Here is a 13392-nt window from a genome sequence, read left to right as displayed (position 1 = left end):
TGGAGGCAGGCTTCAAGTCAAGATAAACCTGATGGCAGACTGGATTGCAGCCTGCATTTCAGGCCCCGGCCGCTTTGGGCTGGCCGCGGCGGAGGTCTGCGGCGCCGGTATTGACGGCCTCGTACGTCGCGCGGGACAGGTCCTTGCGGGAGAGGAACTCATCCGGCGTGATCGGTTCATGCAGCATCAAAGATGCTCCCATGGTCCGCCATTGGCCGAAGGACCAGAGATGCGGCGCAAGGTCCATGTCGCCATACCATGAAAACACATTCCGGCGACTTCGTCCGACCGGCAGGCCTTCCAGACTGTCATAAACGACGGAAACGGGCTGGATCAGAACGGGCGGGGCCTTGGGCAGGCCGACTTTTTCCAGACGTCCGGGTTTCGCGACCGCGAAAAACGACGACAGGAACGGCAGAACGCGCGAGCCGTCCGAGGACGTGCCTTCGGGGAACAAAACAATATCGTCCCCATCCCACAGATGTGCGGCCATTTCCTGAAGCTCGCGGCCGGTATCCTGACGGTTGCGGCTGACGAAAATCGTGCGGCCCAGACGGGACGCCGTACCGATGAGGGGCCATTTGCCGACCTCGCCCTTGGCGACAAAGACGACAGGAAGCTCGCTGCCGATAATGGCGATGTCCAGCCAGGAGCAGTGATTGGCCACGAACACCACCGGGCGTTTGCCGTTCCGGACGTCCTTTGCAGTCCGGACGCCACCCGCGCTCTGGCCGATGACTTTTGTCTTGATGCCCAGAATCCGGCACACGCCTCTCCAGTAAATGCGCGGCATCATGATTTTCAACCGCCCGGGCAGACGCACCAGAACGGCCTGAAGACTGCACGCCCAGAACGTCCAGATCAGGACGAGGGAGAGGCGCAGCGCACAGCGTAGACGGCTGTAGAAGGATGTGGATGTTGTCGGCTGAAAAGCCGGGAAGGCGGCATTTTCATCCACGACGGGACGGTTGTGACCGCGTCGGCTCTTCGGGGTCTTGGCATCACGATGGGACATGGGTGCTGAGTGATACGGTTTTCGCAGGGACGACACAATCTTGTTTGTTTCCACGCCTTCAAACAGAGCATTTTTCCGGGCTGTCTCCGCCATGGAGGGCTTGACAGGGAGCGCCGTGCAAGGTTCCTCGGATTATGCAGTCCTGTCGTTCGGTCTGCGCGCCCGTATCCGGCTTTTACAGGCCGGAAATACCCTCAAGACAGATTTTCAGGACGCACGGTGAAGTCAGGCCGCCGCTCAGTTTCTTATTCTGTATCAGTCGTTTCGATGTCCTGCATGCTGGGTGTCGTAACGGTGTTCTGTGCGCCGTTGCCCCTGTATGCGAAGGCACCCAAAACGGCTGCGACCGCTCAGCCGGTTTCAGATGGAACTTCCGAGCCCGCCATCCCTTACACCGTGACACTGACCCCCACGAAGCATCCGGAACTGGATGCCGCGATCAGCGCATCATCCCAGCTTGAGTCCCTTCAGGCATCCCATGCCGTCGGGGCCTATGCGCTCGCCGGGCGGATCCGCAGCGATTATGACCGGGTGAATATCGCGCTGGAATCGCAGGGATATTATGCGGGTTCCGTGCAGATCAGCGTCAGGGTCGGGACGCGGGTCGTAAACGGCAAGGACCCATCCTTGCCGGATATTCTCAAGGCGCTGGAAAAAAACCAGAAAGTCGCCATCACGATTTCCGCCACTCTTGGGCCACGCTTCAGTCTTGGAAGCATCGCGCTCCTTGCGCCCCTCGAAAAGGCTGTCGCACCGGCACCCGTAGCAGGCTCTCAAATCGCGAAAGCGCCCACCACGAAGGCCTCCACGTCCAAAGCCAAAACCAAAGTCCCGACCGAAGCCGCTTCTGCCGCCACTGCTCCGGTAACCTTCGCGCAGGCCGTTGCACAGTCTCAGTCCGTCACGCTCGCACCAGATGAGCGTAAGGCGTTTGATCTGTCCTCCGGCCAGCCCGCAGTGGCCGAGACCGTTTTGGCCGCTCAGAACACCCTTCTCAATCAGCTCCAGGAAGACGGCTACGCGACCGCAAGTGTCTCGACGCCCGTGGCCTATCTGGAGCCTCAGGCACAAAAGCTCGACATCGTGTTCCGCGTCCAGCGCGGGCCAAGGGTGGTGATTGGTCCCATAGGAATGGAGGGGCTGGTCCATACCAACCAGAGCTTCCTGCGTAACCGGCTGGAATTGAAAGAGGGCGAACTGTATCGCCCCTCCCGGATCGAGGCCGCGCGTCAGGATCTGGTGAGTACGGGTGTGTTCGCGTCCGTGCAGGTTCGCAATGCCCCGCCCATCATTACCCTGCCGCCCAGTCGTACCCTGATGCCGGGAATTCTTCAGGCCATGCCCATCGAGTTCAGCTTCAAGGAAGCCAAGCGGCGTACGCTTTCGGCTGAAGTTGGCTATTCGACCGATCTTGGCGGCCGTCTGGGGGCAAGCTGGACGCATCACAATCTGTTCGGCAATGCCGAGCAGCTAAAACTGACAGCTCTGGTCACGGGGCTTGGCGGCTCCGCACAGCAGGGGCTGGGCTACGATGTCTATGCGGATTTCATGAAGCCGGACTTTCTGTCGAAAGGACAGAATCTGAGCGTGCGCCTCGAAGGGGTGCGTCAGCTTCTCTATTCCTACCACCAGACCGCCATCATCGCCCGCGCAGGGCTGAACCGGCATGTGGGGAAATACTGGAACCTCTCGGGCAGCCTGATGGGCGAGCAGGAACAGATCAAACAGTTCGGCGACACACGCAGTTATTTCATCGTTGCAGCGCCTTTGAACGCGACATTCGATAATACGCGCCTGTCCAATCCGATCGACCCGGCCACGCACGGCGTGCGGGCGTCGCTGTCCATCACGCCCTCGGAATCTCTGGAAAGCGGATCGACGTTCTTCACGCTTCTCTCCGCACAGGCTTCGACCTATTTCGATCTGCACCATCTCGGGATTTCCAGACCCGGCCGTAGCGTGATTGCAGTCAGGGGTATCGTCGGTTCCGTGCAGGGCGCGTCGACCTATCAGATCCCGCCCGATCAGCGGCTCTATGCGGGTGGCCCGGCAACGGTGCGCGGCTTCCGCTATCAGGGCGTGGGGCCGCAATACGGCCGCACAAAATATGCGATCGGCGGGACGTCCATGGATGCGGGCAGTGTCGAATTCCGTCAGCGTCTGCCAATGAATCTGGGTTTTGCCGGCTTCGTGGATGCCGGGCAGGTCGGAACGGGATCACGGCCGGGGCAGGGAACGCTCCGGGTCGGATATGGTGGGGGCGTACGATATTTCACGCCGATCGGTCCGATCCGCGTTGACGTGGCGCTTCCGATGAACCGGCCGCCGCAGGGCGATAAATGGGAACTGTATTTCGGCCTCGGGGAGACGTTCTGATGCGGGTTCGCAAGGTTCTTCTCCGTGTCGCGGCCGGTCTGGTCATCGTTCCTGCCGGGCTGGTGGTCGTGGCGGTTACGGGAGTTCTGGTCGGGATCAACCTGCCCGTTGGGCAACGGCTGATCGAACAGAAAATCGGCCCGCTGACAGGCGGTATGGTCGAGATTTCGGGGCTTTCAGGCTTTCTGCCGCAACATCTCGCGGTGACGAAACTCCTCATCAAGGATGAGAAAGGCCCCTGGATCGAACTGGACAACGCGGATCTGCGCTGGTCTCCGCTGTCGCTGCTGCATCTGGATGCGAAGATTACCAACCTGAGCGCATCGCGTGTGACCGTTCTGCGCAAGATGGTGTCGGCTCCCGACACCGCGCCCGCGCAGCCGACACCTGCAAGTACTGCGCCGTCAAAGCTGCATCTGCGGGTCGATCTGGCATCGCTGCATGTCGGGCGGCTGGAAATCAGCCCGGATTATACCGTCACCCCGACCGTCTTTTCAGCGGACGGACACGCCCATATCCACAGCATCGCGCCGTTTCTGGACGGCGTGACGATGCGTACGCTCCCGGTCATGGACATCGCTCTGGCCCTGAAGCGGCTGGATCAGCCGGGTAATCTGACGCTTGGTGTCCAGACGCCCAAAAACCGCATCGCGGTGGGCATGCGATATCAGGAAGGTGAAAACGGCTTTGCCACCACGCTGGGCCAGATGCCGCAGCTTGACCCGCTGGATCTGCATCTGAATCTCAACGGACCGCTCACGGCGGCTGTGCTGGATTTCGGTTTGGGGGCGGGGCCGGTGAAGGCCGTCGCCAGCGGAACGATGAACCTGCTGAGCATGGTTGCGGACCTGCATGTGAAGGCGGATGCGCCGTCCATGACGCTGCGTCCGGGCATTGCGTGGAACAGCATCGCGCTGGACACGGATCTACATGGCCCGCTCATGGCGCCGAACGGTCAGGGCGTGCTGGATATCGATGCCCTGACCGCAGCAGGGGCCGGAATCGGGCATCTGCATGCGCGGTTTGACGGTGTGGAAGGTACACGACCCGAAGACACGACCGCTCATCTGGCGGCTGTGCTGGATGGCTTGCGTATTCCGGGTTCACAGCCCACGCTTCTGGCGTCCGCACCGCTGACGCTGGACGTTCTGGCGCATCCGCTGGCGGCCTCTGTCCCGGTCGTGGCGAAGCTGGATCATCCTCTCCTGCACGCCGCGGCAACGGCGGATCTGAAGCCTGCGCCGAAAGGTCAGCTGGACCTCGCTCTGCCGGATCTGCATCCGCTGGCGGCAATGGGCAGCACGGATCTCAGCGGCACAGCCGGACTGCATACCGATTTTGCCATGCCGGTGACGAAACAGGATGACCTGACGCTGAAAAGCACAGGAACGCTTGCGATCACTGGCGGGCAGCCGCAGGCCCTGAATTTGGTCGGTAAAAGCGGCACGTTCTCGCTCGATCTGGCGAAATCTCCAGCCAATGTCCTGACGCTGAAGAGTTTCGCGCTGGAGGGGGCGGCCTTGCACATGCTGGTGTCGTCCGCGATCGACATGGCGCATGGCAACCGGATGCAGACGAAGGCTTCCGTTCAGCTTCCGGATCTTGCAAAGGCCAGCCCCGCCATTCTTGGCAATACGACGCTGACCGCCACGGCCGATGGCCCGACCGACGATCTGGCCGTCAAAGCCGATCTGAGCGGGGAGTTCGGCACGAAAGACGTGGCGAAAGGTCCTGTGGCGCTCCATGCCGATGTCCAGCATCTGCCATCTCATCCGGGAGGTGTGCTGACGGCTAAGGGAACGCTCGATCATGCGCCACTGGTGCTTGATACCGCGTTCCAGCAGGATGACGCGGGTGCATACCATCTGGATCTCAACACGCTGGACTGGAATAGCCTCAGCGGCAAAGGCAAGCTGCGCCTCCCGAAAGGGGCGAAGGTCCCGCTCGGGGATCTGGATGTCTCGATCCGCAATCTGGGTGATTTCCGCCGCCTGATCGGGCAGGCGATTTCCGGCCATCTGACGCTGGGACTGCACACGACGGAGACCGAGGGCGCGCCGCCTGTCGTCAAGGTCGGGCTGGACGGCATGCTGGGGATGGCGCAGGCCGCCGTCCAGTCTCTCAAGGTCAGCGGAACCATCGCGAACCCGATTGATGCGCCCGAACCCTCTCTGGTGCTGGATCTCGCCGGACTGCGCTATCAGGCCATGACGGGCAGGGCGCATGCCACGATCAAGGGACCCCAGACCGCAATGGCCGTCGCGCTGAATGCGGCTTTCCAGAACGTGATGGATGCCCCGGCCAATATCGACACCGCCCTTGTCCTGAACGTCCCCGAAAAGACAGTGCGCCTCGGCCGACTGGCGGCTCTGGTTAAAGGAGAGAGCCTGCGTCTGAGCCGCCCTGCGGTGGTATCGTTTGGCGATGTGATGGGCGTGGATCATCTGGTAGCGACCCTCGCACCGCAGGGTGTGTCGCCCGCAACGGTTGATATTGCGGGCACGTTCAAGCCCGCACTCGCGCTCACGGCGCGGCTGGATCACCTCACACCCGCCATCGCAAAGCCTTTTGCGCCGGATCTGTCAGCCACGGGTGCAATCTCGCTTGCGGCGAAACTGGGCGGCACGCTGGAAGCACCAACCGGAACGGTCTCGCTGAACGGGCGTGATCTGCGGATGAAGACCGGCCCGGCGGCGTCCCTTCCAGCGGCGCAGATCCTCGCGAATATCGGCCTTGCGGGACAGTCCGCGAAGGTGGATGCAACATTTGGTGCGGGCCCGTCCGTCGCGCTCGCAGTCCGCGGAACCGCGCCGCTTTCCAAAACGGGTGCGATCGCCCTTGCAACCACGGGCCATGTCGATCTGTCGGTTGGAAATGCCGTTCTGGGCGCGAACGGCATGGCTGTGGCCGGGAAAATCGGCATCAACCTCAATGTCGCAGGGACAGCCGCGCAGCTGCGGGCGTCAGGCCAGATCGGGCTGGAGAATGCCTCTTTCGACAATTATGCGCAGGGCGTGCATCTCAGCCGGATCAACGGGGCGCTCGTTGCCTCGGGGGATACGATCAACGTCAACCACATCATCGCCCATGCAGGGCCCGGCACGATCACGCTCGACGGCACGGTCGGAGCTTTCCGGCCCGATCTGCCCGTTGATCTGCACATTACGTCCGACAAAGCCCGTCCCGTATCCAGTGAACTGCTGACCGCGACGATCAATACCGATCTGCACATTCACGGTCAGGCCACGACACGACTGGATGTGGACGGGAAGGTCAATATTCCCAACGCGACCGTCAATATTCCGAATTCCATGCCCGCCTCCGTGCCGCAGTTGGACGTGATCCGTCCGGGGCAGAAGCCAGCCTCCGGGACGGGATCAAGCCTGATCATCGGACTGGGCGTGGATGTGATTTCGCCCGGCGAGTTCTTCGTGCGCGGGCACGGTGTGTTCGCTGAAATGCAGGGCCGTCTGCGGATTCGTGGGACAAGTGCGGTGCCTCTGATCAATGGTGGGTTTGATCTCAAGCGCGGCAATTTCAATCTGGGTGGGATCAACCTCAACTTCACGAACGGGCGCGTGGCGTTCAACGGCTCGGGCGTGAACCATAAACTCGATCCGACGCTGGATTTCCGGGCGGACCGCAATGCCAGTGGCACGCTCGCAAGCCTTCTGGTGACGGGCTATGCCAGCGCACCGAAACTGGATTTCGTCTCCTCGCCCAGCCTGCCGCGCGATCAGGTACTGTCCATTCTGCTGTTCGGAACAGACACCCATTCGCTCTCCACCACGCAGCTTGCGGAACTGGGTGCGGCGGTGGTGCAGCTTGCAGGCGGTTCGGCGTTCGATCCGCTGGCCAAGGTTCAGAACCTGCTGGGACTGGATCGTCTGGCTGTTGGCGGGGGCAGCGGTGTCGATAACGGGGGCACCAGTGTCGAGGCCGGAAAATACGTCATGAAGGGCGTCTATGTTGGCGCCAAACAGGCGACATCCGGCTCGGGCACGCAGGCTCAGGTGCAGATCGACTTGACGAAGCGGCTGAAGTTCAACACGACGGTCGGGACGGGTGGTCAGGTCACGGGCTTCACGACGCCGGAAAACGATCCGGGATCGAGCATCGGCCTGTCCTATGGCTACAGTTACTAAGGTTTGTGGCGGCGGGCAGTAACGGCGTCTTCGAGAAGCTGTTTGACCCGCGCCACAACGTCCGACCAGTCCTGAAAACGGGTCTGGCGGACGATCCGCATCTGTGGATACCAGGGCGTGTCGTCCCGCCCGTGCAGCCAGCGCCAGCAGTTGTTGATGCGGTCCATCATGATGACGGGCTTGCCCAAGCCCCCGGCCAGATGAACGGCTGACGTATCGACCGAGACGATGATGTCGAGATTCACCATCAGGGCCGCCGTGTCATCCATCGTGTGACAGTCTGGCATGACATTTACCAGCGCGGCCGGAAAATCCGGGATCTGTTCGGCTGGGGTGTCTTTCTGAAGGGAATAAAAGCTCACACCTTCAATCCCTGCCAGGGGCGCAAGTTCCGAGAGTGGCATGGAGCGCTGGCGATCCACCATAAGCGCCGCCGTATCTTCGGGCCGCGCCGCACCGGCCCAGACCAGCCCGACCCTCAACTTGTGATCGTCCTGAAACCGCTGGCGCCATGCTTCGGCCTTCCGGCGATCGGCGCTGAGATAGGGAACAGGCGCTCCCATGGCATCCGGCGTTCCCGAAAAAGCGCGGGGCAGGCTGATGAACGGGCAGTGATAGTCATAATCGGGCGTCTCACCACCGAACTGCACTTCCGAAACCCCGGCCACGCGGTCGCAGATCGCAGCCAGCGTTTCCGTACCCCAGATATGAATAATGGCACCCGTACGGGCGAGGGGCGGGATGTAGCGCAGATACATAAGCGTATCGCCTAAACCTTCCTCCTGCGTGATGAGGACGCGCTTGCCCCTCAGGTCCAGTGATGGAGAAATGTTGGGCAACAGGCGATCCAGCGGCATGCTGGTATGGCCGGGGAGACCGAAGCGCCATTCATGCTCTGTCCAGCCCTGAGCCATCCGGCCGCTTTTGAGCATGGTGATAGAATGGTTCAGGCGCAGGCGGGCATTCTGGGGCGCCATCGGAACGGCCTGCCGGTACAGATTGGCGGCTTCTTCCATCCGGCCCATGTTGCTGAGAATGCAGGCCATATTGCAGAGCGGTTCCCAATCCTGCGGGTCCGCGTCCCGCAAACGGTTCATTACTGAAAGCGCGCTGTCGAAGCGGCCGGTTTCTGTCAGGAGCAAAGCGAGCAGATTGAGGGTGGACGGATCTTCGGGGCGCCGTTGCAGGCTCAGGCGCAGGAGCAGTTCGGCCTCATCAAACCGCGCAAGCTGGATCAGGACGGCGGCTCCGGCATTCATCAGGCGAAAATCGTCAGGCTTGCGCTTGCGGCAGATTTTCAGAAGCGGGACAAGATCGTCCCGCCGCCGCATGGCAACAGCTTCATCCAGCAGCAGGGAAATCGCATGAGGCCCTGTATTCGTACTGGCCTCTTCAAGCTCCACCGCGCAGTCCTGATAGCGGCGAAGATGAAAATATGCCCGCGCCCTGACGTAATGCAGGGCCGGGATTTCAGGCGTTCCATCAAGAGGCGCGCGCGCTATGGCAAGTGCTTCTTCCGGAGCGCCACGGGTCATGGCGTTTTGTGCGCGGTTCAGAATGTCCGATGGGTCAGGCTGGTTGTCCTCGATCGTGGGGACCGGAGTATCGAGGGCGGATTTGTCCAGACTGTCGGACATGCGGATCTCCTAGTCCGAGGCCGCTGATGTCATATCCTCAAGAGCCTCCAGAATACTGGCTAGCGTATAAGGCTTTGAGATGAAACGGTCCCGGGCCGGGTCACCGGATGTTTCCCCTCGGCGCAAATCCCCATGACCGCTGATATAAATGACCGGAAGGTCCGGCCAGCGTTCCCGGGCAGGCTGGACAAGCGTCATGCCATCCCCGTCCGGAAGGGTCATGTCCGCCACGAGGGCGTCGAGTTTAGGCTCCGCGCCGATGATGGCGCGGGCTTCGGCGCAATGATCCGCCTCCCTGACTGTCAGGCCATTATCCAGCAGAAATTCCGCCAGACATGTCCGGATGAGGAAATCGTCTTCGATCAGCAGGACAGTCAGGGAAGAGGGCATTTGGATTACGAGGACCAGTTCTTTTCAAAGTCGCCATAGAGGGTCAGACCACCATCGACATACAGGGTCTGGCCCGTGATGTAGGTGCTGTCCTCGGCGGCAAGGAAGGTGATGGCGTCCGCGATTTCGCGGCTTTCACCGGGACGCTTCATCGGAATATGGCTTGAAACGGCCTTGTACTGCTCCGGATCGTTGATCCACGACATGTTGATCGGCGTTACGATGGCGCCCGGTGCCACGGCATTCACCCGGATACCACGCCCTGCATATTCCAGCGCCAGCGTCCGGACGATGTTGCCAACCGCACCTTTGGAGGCGGAATAGCCGAGATAATGCGGTTTAGGGATGATCTGGTGAACGGAGGAGTTCACGATGATCGCGCCCTCGATGCCATTCTCCAGCCAGTAGCGGATGACTTCCCGGCACGGCAGCATCACGCCCGTGACGTTGACGGCCATCACGCCTTCGAAATCTTCGAGCTTGATGTCTTCGGAAGGGGACGGGATCTGATAGCCCGCATTGCAGACCAGAACGTCCAGACCGCCCATGGCCTTGATGCTGTCAGCGACCAGACGTTTGACGTCGTCTTCCTTGGAAATATCACCCGTGGCGATCGGGTGTTCTCCGCCAGGGACTTTAGGCAGCTTGTCGCGGACGGCGATCAGCTTGTCTTCCTTGCGGCCGTTGAGGGCGACCTGCGCGCCTTCTTCGGCAAAACGAAGCGCGGTGGCCTCGCCAATTCCCTGGGATGCCCCGGTAACGAGGACTTTCTTGCCGGCGAAACGGTTTTTGTAAGGGGCAGGCATATGGCCTCACCTCTCCTTTAGAATGCAGGTTTGAAACCGTGACTGAAAACACATCACGGAAAAGGTTTCTCGTGTCGCCAACGCGAGAAACCCCGTCCGGGATGCGAAGAAAACCACACCCTGATCCATATTGAAGAAATGCAGGCTTTTCAAACCGCATCCCAGGCTGCGTTTCAGGCGGCCTTCATCGTCTTGGTCAGGTTTTCAAGAACCTGTGCCGGATCGGCATTTTCCAGAACGGCAACCTCGGCCACGAAGCGTTCCTGCGCGGCTTCGAACAGCTTTCGCTCCGAGAAGCTGCCATCGAGACTATCCACATTGCGACGCAGGTCGCGCAGCACTTCGGCAATCTGGATCAGATCGCCAGAGTTGATCTTTTCCTGATAGGCCACAGCGCGACGGGCCCACATGCCCTTGCTGACATGCGGCTTGCCCTTGATGACGGTCATCGCCTTGTCGACGATATCGCGCGTGACGATCTTGCGCAGACCGGCCTTGCGGGCTTTGGCGAGGGGGATCCGCAGCATCATCTGGTTGCCGGGAAAAGAGATCTGGATCATCTCGATCACGGTATCGGCGACTTCGACCATGCCGATCTTTTCCACGCGGCCAACGCCATGGGCGGCGTAGACAATGGAGTCACCTTCGTGGAAAGGGTCAGCATCCTGCTCGGGATCGGTCTGACGGGCCGTGTTGTTGGCTGCGACACGAGCCATTTCATCGGTCATGCCGCCCTTCTGGGGGCTTTTGAACGTGTTCATAGGCTCGGTTCATAGCAGAAAAACCCCTTGCTGTCTTGTCTGATCGCAAGAGGTATTTTCGGTCCCGGAGTGCTTTTTACTACTGCCTCAGGGCTGGACTCCGTTGCTGGCCTGAATGGCCGGGGGCGGTGTATCGCCGATTGGCTGGAGCAGGTCGCGCTCGATCGTGCGCGCCATGGTGAGCATGGGCAGGGCGTGAACGCTCTTTATAAACGGTTCCTGAAGGTCACGGCCGCTGCGGTCGAGCATCTGGAACAGCATCCCGATGATGCTGGATCCAAGCGGCGTGATCCAGCCGAGGGTCTGTACGGCGGAGAGCGGCAGGATGATGCAGAACAGATGCGTCGCGATTTCGGGCAGCATGGAATACTGCGCAGGAAGGGGCGTGTTCTTGATGCGCTCAAGACCGCCCTGTGCGTTGGCGATATCTGACAGGATGCGGTCTACCGTACCGTGAACGGCGCCATCGATTCCGCGTAGCTCAACTTCCTCACGGACACCAAGACCGATCTGGTAAAGCAGCATGTTGGCGGTATTCGAGCAGGAAAAGACCTTCTCATACATTTCTGGCGCCAGGAGTCTTTTGGCGTCTTCATTGGGGGGATCGCCTCTGAGAGCAGCGCGCAGGACATGCGGATACGCAGCCATGGCGCGGGCCAGATCCGGACGGCCTCCCAGCAGTGTCGCGGCTTCACGTCCGAAAGAGCGGCAGTTGTTGGTGATCGCGCCCCACAGGGTTCGGCCTTCCCACCAGCGGTTATAGGCGGCGTTGTTACGCATGCTCAGAAAGATGGCCAGCGCGGTACCCATGAGTGGCACCGGCAGGGAGGGCTGCTCCATCCAGTCCTGATGATAGATCTGGAACAGGATGACCACCACGAAATCCCACAGTGTCAGGATGAACAGCGGGGGCAGGGATTCCCGGAAAAGAATGGCCAGTCCATGTGGACGGTTGACGATCAAACGGCTGTCTCCTCGGATGGGCGGAATACGCAGACAAGTCCCCGTCGAGCGTAGCGGCGAACAGTCTGTCCGGCCAACAGCAAAGGGTGTCTGTCTTTTTACTTTCTTTTGCAGCCGCACCTCTTGCCGCCATGCCCTCCAATACGACACCCTGTTCTCACCGTTTCAGAGGAGAGTGATGTTATGGACGTGACCGCAGCCATTGCGTTCGAGGCCGGTCGGCCGCTGGAAATCGATACGGTTCAGCTTGAAGGCCCACGCGACGGGGAAGTTCTCGTCGAGATTATGGCCACGGGGCTGTGCCATACCGACAAGTACACGCTGTCCGGTCAGGACCCTGAAGGTCTGTTTCCGGCCATTCTGGGCCATGAAGGAGCGGGCATCGTTCGGGAGGTCGGGGCCGGTGTGAAGCATCTCAAGCCCGGCGATCATGTCATTCCGCTCTACACGCCCGAATGTCGGGAATGTCCGTCCTGTCTGTCACGCAAGACCAACCTGTGTACGGCCATTCGCAGCACGCAGGGTAAGGGGCTGATGCCGGATGGGACGTCCCGTTTCTCTTACAAAGGCCAGCCGATCCATCATTATATGGGCTGTTCGACCTTCGCGAATTTCACGGTGCTGCCGGAAATTGCACTGGCGAAAATCCGATCTGACGCGCCGTTCGATAAGGTCTGCTACATCGGCTGCGGCGTGACGACGGGCATCGGGGCTGTGCTGTTTACGGCGCAGGTTGAAGCCGGTTCGACGGTTGCGGTGTTCGGGCTGGGCGGCATTGGTCTCAATGTCATTCAGGGTGCGAAAATGGTCGGGGCGAACCGGATCATCGGCATCGACATCAATCCCGAGCGCGAGGCGATTGCGCGCGAGTTCGGCATGACGGATTTCGTGAACCCGAAGGAACTGGGACAGAATGGAGACCTTGTCGGACATCTGATCGAGATGACGGGGGGCGGTCTGGACTACACATTCGAGTGTGTCGGTAATCCGACCCTGATGCGTCAGGCGCTGGAAAGCGCGCATCGCGGCTGGGGTGTATCCTGCGTCATTGGTGTCGCCGGTGCCGGACAGGAAATCAGCACGCGGCCCTTCCAGCTCGTGACAGGACGACGCTGGATCGGTTCGGCCTTCGGTGGCGCACGCGGCCGGACCGATGTGCCGAAAATCGTGGACTGGTACATGGAGGGCCGGATCGATATCGACTCCCTGATTACGCACAAGCTGAAGCTGGCGGACATCAATCTGGGCTTTGACATGATGAGCCGCGGCGAAAGCATCCGCACCGTCGTGGAGTACTGA

9 protein-coding genes are annotated in these 13392 nt (G+C 60.8%); 3 read left to right on the top strand and 6 right to left on the bottom strand.

The window, feature by feature from the left end:
- Positions 1-58: 58 nt before the first annotated feature.
- Positions 59-1015: a lysophospholipid acyltransferase family protein gene (locus tag HKD28_RS00450; RefSeq protein WP_194266446.1), complete on the bottom strand. Its 957-nt coding sequence runs from the start codon at positions 1013-1015 to the stop codon at positions 59-61.
- A gap of 219 nt (positions 1016-1234) precedes the next feature.
- Here HKD28_RS00450 and HKD28_RS00445 point away from each other — a divergent pair, with 219 nt between their 5' ends.
- Complete coding sequence (locus HKD28_RS00445; RefSeq protein WP_328748492.1) at positions 1235-3391, top strand: autotransporter assembly complex protein TamA; 2157 nt, start codon at positions 1235-1237, stop codon at positions 3389-3391.
- The gene (locus HKD28_RS00440) at positions 3391-7536 is read left to right on the top strand and encodes a translocation/assembly module TamB domain-containing protein (RefSeq protein WP_194266445.1); all 4146 of its coding nucleotides are present in this window, start codon (positions 3391-3393) and stop codon (positions 7534-7536) included. The genes HKD28_RS00445 and HKD28_RS00440 overlap by 1 nt, the downstream gene beginning before the upstream one ends.
- Here HKD28_RS00440 and HKD28_RS00435 read toward each other — a convergent pair.
- From HKD28_RS00435 to HKD28_RS00415, 5 genes are all read right to left on the bottom strand, one after another.
- Positions 7533-9173 (bottom strand): tetratricopeptide repeat protein, encoded by a 1641-nt coding sequence (locus HKD28_RS00435; RefSeq protein WP_194266444.1) that lies wholly within the window; start codon positions 9171-9173, stop codon positions 7533-7535. The genes HKD28_RS00440 and HKD28_RS00435 overlap by 4 nt on opposite strands.
- A 9-nt stretch (positions 9174-9182) precedes the next feature.
- Positions 9183-9563 carry a response regulator gene (locus tag HKD28_RS00430; protein WP_194261425.1) on the bottom strand — a complete coding sequence of 127 codons (381 nt, stop codon included), beginning with the start codon at positions 9561-9563 and terminating at the stop codon, positions 9183-9185.
- A 5-nt stretch (positions 9564-9568) separates the two neighbouring features.
- On the bottom strand, positions 9569-10369 hold the full coding sequence (locus HKD28_RS00425) for an SDR family NAD(P)-dependent oxidoreductase (protein ID WP_194266443.1): 801 nt from the start codon (positions 10367-10369) through the stop codon (positions 9569-9571).
- A 173-nt stretch (positions 10370-10542) separates the two neighbouring features.
- Positions 10543-11130 (bottom strand): CarD family transcriptional regulator, encoded by a 588-nt coding sequence (locus HKD28_RS00420; RefSeq protein WP_194261423.1) that lies wholly within the window; start codon positions 11128-11130, stop codon positions 10543-10545.
- 87 nt (positions 11131-11217) lie between these two features.
- A complete protein-coding gene (locus HKD28_RS00415) occupies positions 11218-12093 on the bottom strand; it encodes a bestrophin family protein (RefSeq protein WP_194261422.1) in 876 nt (291 codons plus the stop codon).
- A gap of 183 nt (positions 12094-12276) precedes the next feature.
- Here HKD28_RS00415 and HKD28_RS00410 point away from each other — a divergent pair, with 183 nt between their 5' ends.
- Positions 12277-13392, top strand: coding sequence for an S-(hydroxymethyl)glutathione dehydrogenase/class III alcohol dehydrogenase (locus HKD28_RS00410; protein ID WP_194266442.1), 1116 nt, complete (start codon positions 12277-12279; stop codon positions 13390-13392).

This window comes from Gluconobacter cadivus (assembly GCF_015244745.1).
Lineage (GTDB): Bacteria > Pseudomonadota > Alphaproteobacteria > Acetobacterales > Acetobacteraceae > Gluconobacter > Gluconobacter cadivus.
The sequence above is the reverse complement of the archived record's forward strand: the minus strand, read 5'-3'. Positions and strand labels throughout refer to the sequence as shown.